Consider the following 15,318-nt stretch of genomic DNA (forward strand, 5'->3'; position numbering starts at 1 on the left):
CGGCTCTCGGTTCCAGGTCGAATGATGCTCTAGCTGATGCCCCGATGCACGGCCCGATGGTCCCTCGGGGAGGACAAGGCCCGCTAATTGCGGCTTCGTCTTCCCCGCAACGATGAGGGTAAGACCGAGAGGCGGCGCCGACAATCGCTATTATGGGAGGCCGGCCGGGCAGGCGCCCGGCCGGTCCGATGCGAGTTACTTCGCCGGCTTGTACCAGCTATCGAGACCGTCTTGCAGCTTCTTGGCCGCGGCCTCCGGCGTGTCTGTGCCATTAATCACGTTGGCCGATTCAACCCAGGTCTCGTTCTCGAGGTTCGGCGTGCCGCGCCCCAGGATCTGGTAGGTCGAGCGGATCGTCGACCTGCACTTGTCGCGCCAGGAGACGAATTCCTGCGCCAACGGATCTTCCATCTTCACCGGCGTCTTGTTCAGGCTGAAGAAGCCCGGCAGCGCGTTGGCATAGATGGTGGCGAAGTCCGACGAGGCGACCCAGGACAGGAACTTCTTGGCCTCTTCCGGATGCTTCGAGGCCGCATTCAGGCCCATTCCGATGTCGGTATGGTCGGAAATGTAGCACGTGTCGCCTGCCTTCTGTACCGGCGGCGGGAAGGCGCCCATCTTGAATTGCGCCTGGGTGTTGAACAGCGCGATTTCCCACGAGCCGGCCGGGTAGATGGCGGCGCGGCCGAGCGTGAACAGGTTCTGGCTGTCCGGATAGGTCTGTGCCTCGAAGCCGTCGCCGAGATAGGGCTTCCACTTGGCCAGTTCCTTATAGGGCTCGACCCAGTCGGCATCGGTCAGCTTCTGCTCGCCCTTGATCAGCGCCAGGCGCCCTTCTTCGCCCTTCCAGTAGTTCGGGCCGATGTTCTGGTAGCCCATGGTAGCAGCTTCCCAGAGATCCTTGGTGCCCATAGCCATCGGTATATAGGTGCCGTCCGCCTTGATCTTGTCGAGCACGGCGTAGAACTCTTCATTCGTGGTCGGCACCTTGAGGCCGAGCTTGTCGAAGGCATCCTTGTTGTAGATGAATCCGTGGATGACCGAAGCCATCGGCACGCAGAACGTCGCCTTGCCGTCGTCGGTCTGCCAGGCCGCCTTGGCGACGGGCGAGAAATTGTCCATGCCGGGCAGCGACGAGAGGTCGGCGAGGTTGCCCTTCTGGAACAGCACCAGCGACTTGTCGAACGGCCGGCAGGTGATCAGGTCGCCAGCCGAGCCGGCGGTGAGCTTGGCGCCCAGCGCTGCATCGTATTCGGTCGGCGCCGACGGCGCGAACACCACCTTGATGCCGGGGTTCTTGGCTTCGAAGGCCGGGATCAGCTTGTCCTTCCAGATGGTGAGGTCGTCCCCGCGCCAGCTTTCGATGTTGAGCGTCACGTCCTCGGCCAGAGCCATCCCGGTCGTGCCGAGGATGCTCGTGCCGAGCAGAAGGGCCGTCAGTAGTTTGGTCGTCATCTTCAGTCTCCCTGTTGACCTTTTGCAGGTTCGGTTTTGATGAGAACGGAGGCCTAGCGCCCCTTGCTCCCCTCGATCGCGGAAAGCGCCGGCCTGAGCTTCTGGCCGGCTCCTTCCAGTATCTTCTCGGCCGCATCGGCGTTGGCAGCGCCCGCGGCGAGCAGAATGGCAGTCTTGACCACGCCGCCGCTCTCTTCGAGCAGGCGCGCCGCATCGTTGCGGCTGCGCCCGCTGATGGCGGCGACCATGCGCACCGCGCGCTCGCGCAGCTTAATGTTGTCGGCGGTGAGATTGACCATGTAGCCGTCATGGACATGGCCGAGATGGACCGCGGCCAGCGTCGACAGCATGTTGAGCGCGATCTTCTGCGCGGTGCCGGCGCCCATGCGCGTCGAGCCGGCGATCAGTTCCGGCGGCGTTTCGAGCAGGATCGCGACGTCGGCCTGCCCGAACAGCGGCGCGTCCTTGTTGTTGGCGATCGCGATCGTCGCCGCGCCCCGGCGCCGCGCGTCGCCGATGGCCCGGACGGCGTAGGGCGTCGATCCGCTGGCGGAGATGGCAATCAGGCAGTCACCCTCGCCGATGTTGGCGTTTGCCACCGCAGCGGCGGCTTCCTCGGTGTCGTCTTCCGGCCCGCCGGCGAGCGTGCGGAACGCCTCGTCGCCGCCGGCGATCAGGATGGCGATCCGGTCACGCGCGATGCCGAACGTGCCCGGAAGCTCCAGCGCGTCGGCAACGGCCATGAGGCCGGAGCTGCCGGCGGCGGCGTAAGCGAGCCTGCCGCCGCGCTTCAATTGCCTTGCTATGATCTCGGCCGCTTCGGCAAGGGCCGGAATGGCGCCGTGCACGGCCTTGGCGGCCTCGATCTGCGCATTGGCCAGAGACATCAGAATGGCATCAGGGCTCTGGATATCCAGTCCCTCGGCATTCTGGTGGAGCGCTTCGGTGCGCGTCTCGGCCATTTGTTGTCCTCCGACTGAGCGAACAATACCAAAAAAATACCACTTGTCCATATCGATTAACGAATTCCCTGTCGGGAAATCGACTGCTCGGCAAATTATCGTGCGTTATCAATAAAATATGCCTTAATCTTTTTGAAACCGAAATTAACTCTTGGCTATTGGTATTTTATTGGTATTATCCGTTCGGAGGAGAAATCGCGTGACTTTCGTGCTTGGCATCGATGGCGGCGGCACCAGCTGCAGGGCGGCCCTAGCGACCGTGGACGGCGTTGTCGTCGGCCGCGCCAAGAGCGGTGCGGCCAACATCCGCACCGACCTTACCGGCGCGCGCACCAACATCGTCGAGGCGGCGAGGCAGGCTTTCCTTGCCGCGGGCCAGGATCCCGAACTGATCCCGCACACGCCAGCCATTCTCGGCCTTGCCGGCGCCAATGTCGGCACCTACAGGCAGCAGCTGCAAGCGATCCTGCCGTTCAGCAAGAGCCGGGTCGAGACCGATGCCGAGATCGCGCTGGAAGGCGCGGTCGGCTCCGGCGACGGCGCCATGGCCATCCTCGGCACCGGCACCGCCTATATGGCGCGCAAGGGCGGCAAGTCGCGCGCCATCGGCGGCTGGGGCTTCCAGGTCGGCGACCAGGGCAGCGGCGCCCGCATTGGCCGCGACCTGCTCGAGCAGACGCTGCTTGCCTATGACGGCATCCGCCCGGCTTCGCCATTGACGGAGGCGATGCTTGGCGTCTTCCGCAACAATCCCGAGGACGTCGTCGAGTTCACCACCAAGGCCAAGCCCGGCGACTTCGGTGGTTTCGCGCCCAAGGTCTTCGAGCATGCGGCCAAGGGCGATCTCGTCGCCAACTGGATCCTCGACAAGGCGGTTGCCGACGTCGAGGCGTCGCTCGGGGCGCTCGACCTTGCCGGTGATGCGCCGCTCTGCCTGCTTGGCGGCCTGGCACCGCTTTATGCGCCGCGCCTGTCGGCGCGCTACCAGGCGCTGCTGAAAGCCCCGCTCGACGATGCGCTCGGCGGCGCGGTGCAGATGGCCGTGCGCATCTTCGCCCGTGATTCGGAGGCCGTCCAATGAGCGCCGCCGACCAGACCTTCGCCATGCTGCCGGAGGCGCCGCAATGAGCGCCGCCGACCAGATCTTCGCCATGCTGCCGGAGGCGCCGCGATGAGCGCCGCCGACCAGATCTTCGCCATGCTGAAGGAGTCCTCGCAAAGCGGCGCCCCGCTCTACCTGCAACTGCGAAGAAGCATCGAGGAAGCGGTCAATCGCGGCCTGATCGGTCCGGGTGACGCGCTGCCGTCCGAGCGCGACATCGCCAGCAAGGCCGACATCTCGCGCGTCACCGTACGCAAGGCGGTGCAGGATCTCGTCAAGGGCGGCATCCTCGTTCAGCGCCATGGCTCCGGCACCTTCGTCGCGCCGCGCATGGAGCGGGTCGAGCAGTCGCTGTCGCGGCTCACCTCCTTCACCGAGGACATGGCGCGCCGCGGTATGGCGGTACGCTCGGCCTGGCTCGACCGCGGCCTCTACGCGCCCTCTCCGGACGAGATGATGGTGCTCGGCCTGTCGTCGAACGAACTGGTGGCGCGCGTCGCGCGCCTGCGCATCGCCAACGACACGCCGCTGGCGATCGAGCGCGCGGCAATCTCGGCCAGCGTGCTCCCCGACCCTGAAGCGATCGGCTCCTCGCTCTACGCGGCGTTGGAACTGACCGGCAACCGCCCGGTGCGGGCGGTGCAGCGCATCTCCGCCGCCAATCTCGGCGACGAGGACGCGCAGCTCCTGGAAGTGCTGCCGGGGGTTGCCGGCCTGCACATCGAACGTATTTCCTATCTGGCGAGCGGCAAGGTGATCGAATTCACCCGCTCGATCTACCGCGGCGACGCCTATGACTTCGTCGCCGAACTCCGGCTGACCGGGCCGGGCGAGGAGGGCCGGCCATGAGCGCAACCGTCACCCATATGCGGCGCGAGATCGACGAGATCCCCGAAGCCACCGCCCGTCTGCTGGACGGTTCGGCCAAGGTGCTTGCCGAGGCCGGCCGCGCCATTCGCGAGCGCGATCCGCATTTCGTCGTCACCGTCGCGCGCGGCTCGTCGGACCATGCCGCAACCTTCATGAAATACGCGGTCGAGCTGACCGCCGGCCTCGCCGTCGCCTCGGTCGGCCCGTCGATCGCCTCGATTTACGGCGCGAAGCTGAGGCTGGCCGGCTCGGCCTGTCTGGCGATCTCGCAGTCGGGCAAGAGCCCCGACATCGTCGCCATGGCCGAAACGGCAAGGGCCGGCGGCGCCTTGACCGTCGCCATCACCAACACTGCCGATTCGCCGCTGGCGCGCGCTTCCGATTATGCCATCGACATTCTCGCCGGGCCGGAGCGCAGCGTCGCCGCCACCAAGACCTTCGTCAATTCGGCCGTGGCCGGTCTGGCGCTGATGGCGCACGCCACCGGCGATCAGGCGCTGCTTTCGGCACTCGCCCGCCTGCCCGAGCATTTCGGCAAGGCGATCGCCTGCGACTGGATGGCGCTTGCTGGCGCTTTGGAGACGCCGCGCTCGCTGTTCATCCTCGGCCGCGGCCCGTCGGCCGCGATCGCCAACGAGGCGGCGCTGAAATTCAAGGAGACCTGCGCCATGCATGCCGAGGCCTACAGCGCCGCCGAGGTGATGCATGGGCCTTTGGCCTTGGTCGGGCCGGGCTTCCCGGTACTGGCGCTTGCCGCCCGCGACGGCTCCGAGCCGTCGGTTGCCGAGGCCGCCGACAGTCTGGCCGGCAAGGGCGCTGCCGTGTTCGTTACCTCGAACAAGGCGACAAGCGCGCAACTGTTGCCGCATGTCGCGACCGGCCATCCGCTGACCGATCCGCTGACGCTGATCGTGTCCTTTTATGGCTTCGTCGAGAGCTTCGCCCGCCATCGCGGCCTCGACCCGGACACGCCGCGCAACCTGCGCAAGGTGACGGAAACCGTATGAGCGACCGTTTCGCCCTCACTGGCGCCCGCATCTTCGACGGCGCCGATTGGCACGACGATGCCGCCCTTGTCGTCAGGGACGGCCTGATCGAGGCCATTCTGCCCGAGACCGCCATCCCAGCCGGCGCCTTGCGGGTCGAGACCGGCGGCGGCCTGCTGGCTCCCGGCTTCGTCGACATCCAGGTCAATGGCGGCGGCGGCGTCATGCTCAACGACCATCCGGATGTCGCCTCGATCGAAACCATCTGCCGCGCGCATGCGCCTTTCGGCACCACCGCGCTGCTGCCGACATTGATCACCGACACGCCGGCCATAACCGCCGCCGCGGTCGCCGCCGGCGCCGAGGCCGCGCGGAAGAAGGTGCCGGGCTTTCTCGGCCTGCATCTCGAAGGGCCGCATTTGTCCGTCGCCCGCAAGGGCGCGCATGATCCGGCGCTGATCCGGCCGATGACCGATGCCGACGAGGCGGCGCTGATCGCCGCCCGCGAGCGCCTTCCGGTCCTGCTCACCACCATCGCGCCGGAATCGGTCGCGCTTTCCCGCGTCACGGCGCTCGCCGAAGCCGGTCTCATCGTCAGCCTCGGCCATTCCGACACCGGCTACGCCACGGCGATTGCCTTCGCCGAAGCCGGCGCCAAGGTGGTCACCCACCTCTTCAACGCCATGAGCCAGGTCGGCAACCGCGAGCCGGGGCTGGCTGGCGCTGCAATCGAGACAAATAGCCTCTATGCCGGCATCATCGCCGACGGTATTCACGTCCATCCCGCCACGATGATGCTTGCTCTGCGCGCCAAGCAGGGACCCGGCAAGATCCTGCTGGTCACCGATGCCATGGCGACCATCGGTACCGACATGACGTCGTTCACGCTGAACGGCCGCACCATCTACCGCAAGGACGGCAGCCTGCGTCTCGCCGACGGCACGCTGGCCGGCGCCGACCTCGACATGATTTCCGCCGTGCGCTTCGTTCATCGCGTCGTCGGCGTCGATCTCGACGAAGCCCTGCGCATGGCCTCGCTCTATCCGGCCGAGGCGATCGGCCAGGCGCACCGGCTCGGCCGCTTCGCCAACGGCACCGCCGCTGACATTGTCGGCCTGTCGGAAGGGCTGGAGGTCAGGAACGTCTGGATCGGCGGTGAGAAGGCTTTTGGAGCCTGAGCCTATTCCTTCTCATCCTCGGGCTTGACCCGAGGATCCATGCCGTGACCCCAGCCGAAAAATGCAGCGGTGCAGAATTCTGGACCGTCGCCGTGCTTTGAAGTCACGGAATGGATCCTATGGTCTGCGCCGCGTCGCTGCGCTCCTTGCTTCGCCATAGGATGACGAAGCGACAGGCGTTTCGGCCAATATCCGAGGTCTCGACGCGCTAACCGTTAGCCGGCTTTGACCGCCGCATAGATATCCTTGTACGTCTCGCGCAACACGTTTTTCTGCACCTTGCCCATCGTATTGCGCGGCAATTCATCGACGAAGATCACGCGTTTCGGATGCTTGTATTTCGCCAGCCGACCGGCGATGGCGCCGGAAATGTCGGCGGCGCTGACTGCCGATCCCGGCTTGCGCACCACGACCGCTGTGACGCCTTCGCCGAAGTCCGGGTGGGCAACGCCGATCACCGCGCTCTCCGATACCCCGTCGAGCGCGTCGATCTCGCTTTCGACCTCCTTCGGGTAGATGTTGTAGCCGCCCGAGATGATCAGGTCCTTGCCGCGACCGACGATGTGGACATAGCCATCGGCATCGATCAGTCCGAGATCGCCGGTGATGAAGAAGCCGTCGCCGCGAAACTCGGCCTTGGTCTTTCCCGGCATCCGCCAATAGCCGGCAAAGACGTTCGGACCCTTGACCTCGATCATGCCGATCGCGCCTTGCGCGAGCGGACTGCCTGTTTCGGGCTCGGTGATGCGCAGCGAAACGCCCGGCAGCGGAAAACCGACCGTGCCTGCGCGCCGCTCGCCGTCATAGGGGTTGGAGGTGTTCATGTTGGTTTCGGTCATGCCGTAGCGTTCGAGAATGGCGTGGCCGGTGCGCTTGCGCCAAGCCTTGTGCGTCTCGGCAAGCAGCGGCGCCGAGCCGGAGATGAACAGCCGCATGGCCTTGGTCGCATCCTGCGTCAGGCCGGGCTGCTGCAGCAGCCGCACATAGAAGGTCGGCACGCCCATCAGCACGGTCGCGCGGGGTAGAAGCGAGATGATCCGGCCCGGATCGAACTTCTGCTCGAACAGCATCTTGGCGCCGGCCATCAGGAGGACGTTGGTGGCGACGAACAGCCCATGCGTGTGAAAGATCGGCAGCGCATGGATCAGCACGTCGTCGGCGCCGAAACGCCACTGCTCGACCAGCACGCGGGCGTTGGAGGCAAGGTTCTCGTGGCTGAGCATCGCTCCCTTGGAGCGGCCGGTTGTGCCGGATGTGTAGAGGATGGCGGCAAGGTCGTCCGGTCCGCGCGCGACATTGTCGAAGTTCGTCGGCTGCGTCTCGGCGCGGTCCGCAAGCGTGCCCCGTCCATCGTGACCGAGCGTCAGCGTCGCAGCCCCCGCCGAGGCGGCAAGCGGGTCGATGTCGGCCGCTCTTTCCGGGTCGCAGACAACCAGCTGTGGCTCCGCGTCGCGGAAGAAATAGTCGAGCTCAGGCAGCGTATAGGCGGTGTTGAGCGGCAGGAAGACAGCGCCGGCGCGCACGCAGGCGAGATAGAGAAGCGCGGCTTCGGGACTCTTCTCGACCTGGACGGCAACGCGATCGCCAGGCTTCACGCCGGCCTGAACCAGCGCATGCGCCAGTTGCGCCGATCTCGTCAGCATGTCGCCATAAGACATCGAACGACCGTCGTCGGCCTCCATCAGGAGACGATCAGGCGCCGGCATGCGGGCGCGAAAGGCATCGAACAAATGGTTGATCATGATCCATCCTGGCCGTTGGGCTGGCGAAGCATTCGGCGCTCGTCGTCCCTCACGGGCAATATCAGATTTGCCCTTGAACGACAGCCATTTGCGACTGTGGCGCGCCCTGCCGGAGCCGGCCGAGCAAATCGGCCGCTTAGATGGCGGCCTTGTCGGCTGCCGAGCGGATCGCCTCTATGTTTGCCCGATAGGCCTCGACGCTGCCGCCCTTGAAGATCGCCGCGCCCGCCACCAGCACGTCGGCGCCGGCTGCGGTGACCAGCGGCGCCGTGTCCGGCGAGATGCCCCCGTCGATCTCGATGCGGATCGGCCTGTCGCCGATCATCGCCTTCACCCGCTTCACCTTGTCGACGATGGCCGGAATGAAGGCCTGACCGCCGAAGCCTGGGTTGACGCTCATGATCAGGATGAGGTCGAGCCGGTCGAGCACATATTCGATCGCCGATTCCGGCGTTGCCGGGTTGAGCGAGACACCGGCCCTCTTGCCGAGGCCTTTGATGGTCTGCAGCGAGCGGTCGAGATGCGGCCCGGCCTCGGCGTGCACGGTGATGCCGTCGCAACCGGCATCGGCGAAGGCCGCCAGGTATGGGTCGGCCGGCGCGATCATCAGATGGCAGTCGAAGAAGGCCTTGGTGCGGTTGCGGATCGCCTTCACCACCGGCGGCCCGAAGGTGATGTTGGGCACGAAATGGCCGTCCATGACGTCGAGATGAATCCAGTCGGCGCCCGCCGCCACGACGGCTTCGACCTCGTCGCCGAGCTTGGAGAAATCCGACGCCAGCACCGATGGCGCGATCAGGGTCTTCTTGCTCATGCTGTGGCTTCTCCAGGCATCTTTTCCATGCGCCTCCTCGCAGGGCGCCTTGTCTGCGCGTCTGCCTAGACCATCGGCCCGCCAAGGGGAAGCATGTTTGGCAAGCCGATGCCCCGCCGGCTTCTGGTCCGGCGGGGGTGGGCCTGCTACTGGATGTCGTTCGTCGCCGGATCCTGCTGCAGTCGCTGCGGCCGCCTCGGCACCACCTGCTGAAGGATGTTCGGGTTGAGCAGCAGGCCAGGCTCGAACTCCAGGCTTGGCCGTCTGCGGATCGGGAAGCAGTCCGGATACTGTCCGGTCGTGCCGGCCGGACAGCGCCGCCTGATGATCGGCTGGCATATGCCGTCGATCATCTGCGAGCCCGGGGCGCATTCAGCGTCTTCAAACCTGCCGCATCTGCCGTCGATCACTTCGGTCCCGCGCGGGCACACGCAGGCGCCGCGCTTGTTGAGGACCTGGCCGCGGATGGAACACGTCTGCGGCTTCTTGACCGGCACGCAGGCTTTGCCCTTCAGCGCCGTCCCCCTCGGGCAGACGCAATCGCCGTCGGCATTGCGCACCTGGCCGCGGATGCGGCACTGGCTCGGCGGCTGCCGGTCGGGCACGCAGGCCTTGGCGACGCGGTCGAGATGCGTGTTGTCCGGGCAGGCGCAGCCGTCCGGTGTCGGCACCGCGCCGCGGATCGAGCATTTCGGCGGGACGACCTGGCACACGCCATTCACCAGTTCGCCACGCCGGCACACACAGTTGCCGTCCTGATCGCGATACTGACCGGGACGCAGCGTGCACGGCGGTTCCTGCGGCTGCTCGCTTGCCACGCACCTGCCGTTCTCCAGTTCGGTGCCGCGCGGACAGACGCAGCGACCATCTGCCGTGCGGATCTGGCCCTTGAGCAGGACACAGCGCTCCGGCACCGGAAGCGGCAGCAGCTTGGGGCCGCCGGAACACTGGCCGTTGCGGAAGCTGGTGCCTTCCGGACAGACGCAGCGCCCGGCCGCATTCAGCACCATGCCGTTCGAGCATTGGGCCTTCACCTCGCGCCTGATGCTGAAGGGATGGCACGCATAGGCCTTGCCGCGATCACCCTGGATCTGGCTCGGCTCAGACAGCACCTCGCCGCCGCCCTGCACCGGCGTGTTCGGAGAAAGCACGCCAACGCAGTTCTGGCCGTTGAGGCTGCCTTGCAGACTGGCGAGGCGTCCGTCATCGGGGAGGGTGACCGTGACCTGGTGCGTATGGCTTTCGCCGGCACCGAGCGTCAGGCTGGCGATGCAGGATGCCGGCAGCGTCGCCGGCTCCGGCGAGCAGCCGAAGGGCGGGTCGATCGAGGTGATCGCAACGCCCTCCAGGCGGCCGAGGCCGTCGATGCCGATCGCATCACCGATGCGAACCGGACCGGAGAAGGCGTTCGGCCCCTCATTCGTGATGGTGATCTCGAACGCGCAAGGCTGGCCCGGCCGGCACTCAGCATCGCCGGTCTTTTCGACGCGCAGCGTTGAACCGCCGCCGCCCTTGTCGCAGGCGCGGCCGATCGGATAGACGATGTCGTCTCCCGGTGCCGGCCCGTAGGAGCCGCGCGCGCAATTCTCGAATTCGCCCCTCGCGGAAACGGTCACGTCGAAATGCCGGCTCGCTCCGGGCGTCATCGCGGCGCCTGGAATCTGGCACGACAGCGTGTTGGCAGGGACCGGACCGCACATCCATTCCGCGCCGTCGGGGTTGACGGTCTGGATCGCGACCGGCGCGCCGCCCGCCACCAGCGTGGCGGCATCGTTGACCCGCACTGGGCCGGTGGGGGCAGCGGTGCCGGCGTTGCTGACGGTGATGCGGCATGAAACGGCGGCCGCGCCGGCGAGCGATCCCTCGCATATCTTGGTGATGTGCAGGCCCGGCTGGCCGTTCGGTCGGCGGATGCGTTCGCTCGCGCAGGCCCGGTTGTTGGTGAGGTCGACCTCACCGGGAATGGCCTTCACCTCGGCGCAGTTCTGCACCGCGTCCAACCGATAGTTTGCCGGCATGACCGCCTTGACCACGATCGACGCCGACGCGCCCGCGGGCAGCGTGATGCCGGCATTGTCGCAGCGGAACTGGCCGGGGCCGTTCGGTCCGCACGTCCAGGGCGGGCTCGGCCCGAAGGTCGAGGAGGTCGGCGCGCCGCCGGGATAGCTGTCGATCACCGTCAGCGGCCCGTTATAGCTGTTGGTGCCGTTGTTGATGATGTCGATCACGAAATAGCAGACACCGTTCGGCGTGCAGACCGGGACCCGGGCGCGCTTCTTCAGGATCAGGTCGACCTTCTTCTCGACCGGAGGCTGGCACTGCGGATCATGGTCGCCGCGGCGGCAGATCGGGATCGAGGCGCAGCCGCGGTCGTTCTGCTGGCTGCCGAACAGCGGCTTGCCGCTGGCGCGGTAGTCGTAGGTGGCGCAGTTGCGCAGCGCGCTACCCTGCCAGCCTCCCGCCGGCTTGAAGCCGAGGCTGAGGTCGACGGAGGCGCCGGGGCTGAGCGTGGTCACCGGATGGGTGCAGGTCATCGGCGTCGTCCCTGGCGCGCAGACCCAGGGCGCGTTCGGGCCCGAGGAGAGCACCGAGCCGGCCGGCAGCGTCACCTCGTCGAGCACGATCTTGCCGTTATAGGGACCGTCGCCGACATTGGTCACCGTGATGGTGAAATCGCAGCCGCCGGCCATCGTGCAGCGCGGAACGTCGGCGTGCTTCTCGACCTTGAGGTCGGGTTCCTTGTCCTTGGGCGGACATCTCTGATCGCTCGGAATGACGATGTCGATCGTCTGGGTGCAGCAGAGCCCCCAGCCCTGCTTCGGGCCGGCATAGGTCTCGATGCCGGTGACGACGAGATGGATGGTCTGGCCAGGCGAGGCGCCGATGATCTTCCAGTTCAGCACGCCACCGCCGGCAGGCACCGGCTGTATGTCGGGAACGATGCTGACGCCGGGCGTCGTCGTCGACACCTGCACCCATTTCCCGCTCATCTCGGGGCCGACCGGCATGTGATAGAGGAAGGCGCCGCCGCCGGGCACGCAATCGACCGTGCCGCGTTCGACCTTGAAGCATTCCTTGGCAGGAGGGGGAGGCGGCGGATTGCACTTGGTTGGGGCGATCTTGACCGAGGTCTTCACGCCGGTGAGGAAGTCATCGTCGTCGGGCTTGTCCGGGTCCTGCGAGGGGATGACGGTTGCCGGACCGCCCCTGAGCGACACCTTGATCTGGCCCTGGTTGTCGACTGCCGACGGCGCAGGAAACACCGCATGGTCTATCTTCGCCTTGATCCGGAAGGTGATGACGCGCTCATGTGCAGCGCCGACGCCGTCGAGGTTGGAAGCGCTGATCCTGAAATTGGAGACGGTCGCGGTGTCGTTCGGATCGGCCGACGTGGCGATCGAAGCGGCAGGCAGCGGCCCTCCCGAAGCGCTTGTGCCGTCGCCCGCGACATCCACACTGACGATCTGGAGGCCATGTGGCAGCTGGTCCTTGAAGTCGAGCCTTGTCGCCTTCAGCAGCGCCGCCACGCTGGGTCTGTCGAAGTCCTTCGGGTCGCCGCGGATGCCGAAGGTCAGGACATATTCGACCTCGTCGCAGCTTCTCTGGCCGCCCGATTTGGTGAAGAAAGGCACGATCCGGCCGAGCTCCGGATTGAGGCCGCGCGGTCTGTCGCGTCCGCCAACGGATTCCGGACTGGCCGCCTGACTGGTCGCGGCCGGAGCCTTGTCCTGGGCGAGCGCCGACAATGCCGGCATCATGGCGAACGCGAGACCAGCCGCCATCAGCCAGCGCGCGCCGCGCCTGGCATATGACATGGGTTTCGAGATCGTCTCCATGACGGTTTTCGCGCTGTTCGAGGCGAAGCGGGGAAGGGCGAGAGTCTTCATCGATCCCTCCTCAGCGTTCGCAACTGACGGCCGGCGTTCTGAGCGGCAGCGTCATCTTGCAGCAAGGATAGTAACCGCCCTTGTCCTGGTCCGACTTCTTGTAGAAACACAGCCCGACATTGACGGTGTCGCCCGCATTGTGGCCGATGATGCCGATCCTGTAGGGCTTGCCCGGCGCATGCGACAGGGGTGGCGAGACCACCTCGACGCCAGGCGTCTTGGACAGGGCCTTGATCGAGTCGCCGCCGAAGCCGGCTGTGTCCCGAAGATAGAGATCGGCCGCAAGTCCGCGCGGCGTGCAGAAATAGTGAACATCATCGACGTCCAGGCAGGGAGGCAGGTTGCCGGGCGGCGGGAACTCCGGCGGATAGAAGGGGGGCAGGTAGCCGCCGGGGATTTCCTCATAATAGCCGGCGCGGCCCTCGCAGGGGCGCCACACCCTGACGTCGCCGACATGGCCCTCGACATCCGAATCTTCGAAAAAGCCGTCGAAATCGACGAACCACGAGCCGAAGGGCGGCATGTTCGCCGGCTTGACCTGCGCGTTTGGCGTCACCTGCACGCCATGTACGGCGAAGGGACCGCCGGCGGCGAGCCGCTCGGCAAGCTCGGGATTGTCGCGCAGCCTGTCGCCGGTGTTGACCAGCGTGTCGGTGCAGACGCTCGTGTCGAGATTGCCGTCGGCATCGTAGCCATATTGCAGGTCGACGCCGCCCGCCGACTGCCGGTTGCCCTGCGGGAAGCCGATTGCATATTCCTGCGGTTCTTCGACCCAGACCGATTCCGTCGCCGGATCGTCCGGATCCTCGCGTCCGTAGCGCATGACCTCGCCCTCGCCGGAATCGGCAAAGCGGCTGTAGTCGTAGCGGTTCTCGACCGGCCCGCGCTGAGCGAGATAGATGAAGCCCTTGTTGTCGAAGGCGATGTCGGTGACGGCATAGTCCTTCTCGGCCTTGACCGTCAGTTCCCAGCGAGGGTCGCCGGCGAAGCCTCCGTCGCTGGCGATGCCGACCGACCAGATCTCGGCTTTCTCGCCGACCGAATAGTAGAGCCGGCCGCCATGATAGGTGACGGCCCAGACACGCCGCTCGTCCTGGGTGTAGCCCCAACTGGCAGGATCTTGAGCATCGAAGGCGGCGGACTGGATGTTCATCACGGCGCCGTCGTCGGCGACCGGGGCAAGCCCATGCTTGGGGCGCCCGGCAACGCCATGGTCAAAGCTGTCGATCAGGTTGCCGTCGAGGTCGATGCGATGGATCAGCCCGGTGTCGAGATCCGAGGCGAAGAACTCGCGGTGCGTCGGATCGAAGGAAAGGTTGCCGATGCCGGGGCCGCTGTTGGTTTCGATGTCGGCGAATTTCGACACGGCGCCGGTGATGCCGTCGATCTTCCAGATCGTCCCCGGCCCGCCGCCGCTCTCGGCGCCGAACTGGCCCTCCATGAAAACGGCGCCCGCGGCGCCGTGGCGTTGCCGCTCGGGGCGTCCGTCATCATCGGCGTCGGGCTTCACGATCTGGATGCCGTGCAGCGAGGTCGCGGCCGCATAGAGGTTCGGAATCCCGGACGGCTCGCCGTCGCGCACGCCGTCGTCATAGGTGAGCCCGAACACCTCGCCGATTTGGCCGGCGGTCACCTCGAAAGGCGGCGGGGTGTAGACGAGCTGGCCGGAAGCCCGGCCGCCCAGATGCGAGACATCGAAGATGCGCAACGAGGGACGCGAGGTGTCGATGAAGGTTTCATCGACCGGATCGACGCCAGGCGGCAGGCCGCCCTTTTCGGAATCGGCAGTGTCGAAACCGGGAATGATGGTGCCGGGGAAGCCGGTCACCGCCATCGAGCCCGGATAGATGATTTGCGTTTCCTGGGCTTCGGCCGCGCCACCGAGCCAGAGGCCGGCGGACAGCGCGAGCGCAAGAATTCCGCTGCCTGTCGCGATTGTTCGGCGCAAGCGGGCGCCACGAGAATGCCTGAACGAGCCATGGTCGCAAGACATGGAACTCCCCCCGAAGTCGTCGGAAGAACCATCCGGTTTTGCCGCGCAAATCAGGGCAAGGCGCGGCGTTCCGGCTCGTTCGTCCCTGATAGAATTGTCTGTTTTCCGCCTGTTCACGATACGACGGCTCCCTGGCAGGGTCAACGGAATCAGCCGAAAGCCCAGCGCATCGACCCCGTCGCGCAGACGGTGTTCTGTTCTTCCCCGAGATCTCGGAGGCTCCAGGTTTTGGGTCATGGCGGTCCTTCCCGGTCGCACCGATGCGGCGCATTCCGTCAGTCGCGGGCAGACGCGAAAAGGTTCAATGCAGGGAGATCGATGAGCCGGGA

Annotated in this window: 10 protein-coding genes; 4 read left to right on the plus strand and 6 right to left on the minus strand. The window is 66.2% G+C overall.

The features are described 5' to 3' along the window. Window positions 1-195 precede the first annotated feature (195 nt). Both EN818_RS13555 and EN818_RS13560 read right to left on the minus strand, forming a co-directional pair. Entirely contained in the window at window positions 196-1,455 is a 1,260-nt protein-coding gene (locus EN818_RS13555) for an ABC transporter substrate-binding protein (protein WP_135904582.1), read from the minus strand. Window positions 1,456-1,508: 53 nt separating this feature from the next. Beyond that, window positions 1,509-2,417, minus strand: a complete 909-nt coding sequence (locus EN818_RS13560; RefSeq protein ID WP_095805039.1) for an N-acetylmuramic acid 6-phosphate etherase — start codon at window positions 2,415-2,417, stop codon at window positions 1,509-1,511. Between the two features lie 199 nt (window positions 2,418-2,616). Here EN818_RS13560 and EN818_RS13565 point away from each other — a divergent pair, with 199 nt between their 5' ends. The 4 genes from EN818_RS13565 to nagA all read left to right on the plus strand — a co-directional run bounded on the left by EN818_RS13565 (window position 2,617) and on the right by nagA (window position 6,553). After that, on the plus strand, window positions 2,617-3,498 hold the full coding sequence (locus EN818_RS13565) for an N-acetylglucosamine kinase (protein WP_095805038.1): 882 nt from the start codon (window positions 2,617-2,619) through the stop codon (window positions 3,496-3,498). Window positions 3,499-3,588: 90 nt separating this feature from the next. Next, window positions 3,589-4,368, plus strand: coding sequence for a GntR family transcriptional regulator (locus EN818_RS13570; RefSeq protein ID WP_095805037.1), 780 nt, complete (start codon window positions 3,589-3,591; stop codon window positions 4,366-4,368). Next, window positions 4,365-5,396 carry an SIS domain-containing protein gene (locus EN818_RS13575; RefSeq protein WP_095805036.1) on the plus strand — a complete coding sequence of 344 codons (1,032 nt, stop codon included), beginning with the start codon at window positions 4,365-4,367 and terminating at the stop codon, window positions 5,394-5,396. The genes EN818_RS13570 and EN818_RS13575 overlap by 4 nt, the downstream gene beginning before the upstream one ends. Then, on the plus strand, window positions 5,393-6,553 hold the full coding sequence (nagA, locus tag EN818_RS13580) for an N-acetylglucosamine-6-phosphate deacetylase (RefSeq protein WP_095805035.1): 1,161 nt from the start codon (window positions 5,393-5,395) through the stop codon (window positions 6,551-6,553). The genes EN818_RS13575 and nagA overlap by 4 nt, the downstream gene beginning before the upstream one ends. Before the next feature lie 215 nt (window positions 6,554-6,768). Here nagA and EN818_RS13590 read toward each other — a convergent pair whose 3' ends face one another. The 4 genes from EN818_RS13590 to EN818_RS13605 all read right to left on the minus strand — a co-directional run bounded on the left by EN818_RS13590 (window position 6,769) and on the right by EN818_RS13605 (window position 15,226). After that, window positions 6,769-8,295, minus strand: a complete 1,527-nt coding sequence (locus EN818_RS13590; RefSeq protein ID WP_095805034.1) for a malonyl-CoA synthase — start codon at window positions 8,293-8,295, stop codon at window positions 6,769-6,771. Between the two features lie 136 nt (window positions 8,296-8,431). Further along, window positions 8,432-9,109, minus strand: coding sequence for a ribulose-phosphate 3-epimerase (gene rpe / locus EN818_RS13595; RefSeq protein ID WP_095805033.1), 678 nt, complete (start codon window positions 9,107-9,109; stop codon window positions 8,432-8,434). Window positions 9,110-9,255: 146 nt separating this feature from the next. Beyond that, window positions 9,256-12,996: a hypothetical protein gene (locus EN818_RS13600; protein ID WP_135904584.1), complete on the minus strand. Its 3,741-nt coding sequence runs from the start codon at window positions 12,994-12,996 to the stop codon at window positions 9,256-9,258. A gap of 10 nt (window positions 12,997-13,006) precedes the next feature. Next, window positions 13,007-15,226: a hypothetical protein gene (locus tag EN818_RS13605; protein ID WP_165349938.1), complete on the minus strand. Its 2,220-nt coding sequence runs from the start codon at window positions 15,224-15,226 to the stop codon at window positions 13,007-13,009. Between the last annotated feature and the right edge of the window lie 92 nt (window positions 15,227-15,318).

The sequence above is a fragment of the Mesorhizobium sp. M3A.F.Ca.ET.175.01.1.1 genome (genome assembly GCF_004791945.1).
GTDB lineage: Bacteria > Pseudomonadota > Alphaproteobacteria > Rhizobiales > Rhizobiaceae > Mesorhizobium.

Bases quoted from the DNA above. Each gene is read 5' to 3' on its own strand.
- EN818_RS13555 (WP_135904582.1), bottom strand. From the start codon at position 1,455: ATGACGACCAAACTACTGACGGCCCTTCTGCTCGGCACGAGCATCCTC.
- EN818_RS13560 (WP_095805039.1), bottom strand. From the start codon at position 2,417: ATGGCCGAGACGCGCACCGAAGCGCTCCACCAGAATGCCGAGGGACTG.
- EN818_RS13570 (WP_095805037.1), top strand. From the start codon at position 3,589: ATGAGCGCCGCCGACCAGATCTTCGCCATGCTGAAGGAGTCCTCGCAA.
- EN818_RS13575 (WP_095805036.1), top strand. From the start codon at position 4,365: ATGAGCGCAACCGTCACCCATATGCGGCGCGAGATCGACGAGATCCCC.
- nagA (WP_095805035.1), top strand. From the start codon at position 5,393: ATGAGCGACCGTTTCGCCCTCACTGGCGCCCGCATCTTCGACGGCGCC.
- EN818_RS13590 (WP_095805034.1), bottom strand. From the start codon at position 8,295: ATGATCAACCATTTGTTCGATGCCTTTCGCGCCCGCATGCCGGCGCCT.
- rpe (WP_095805033.1), bottom strand. From the start codon at position 9,109: ATGAGCAAGAAGACCCTGATCGCGCCATCGGTGCTGGCGTCGGATTTC.
- EN818_RS13600 (WP_135904584.1), bottom strand. From the start codon at position 12,996: ATGAAGACTCTCGCCCTTCCCCGCTTCGCCTCGAACAGCGCGAAAACC.
- EN818_RS13605 (WP_165349938.1), bottom strand. From the start codon at position 15,226: ATGACCCAAAACCTGGAGCCTCCGAGATCTCGGGGAAGAACAGAACAC.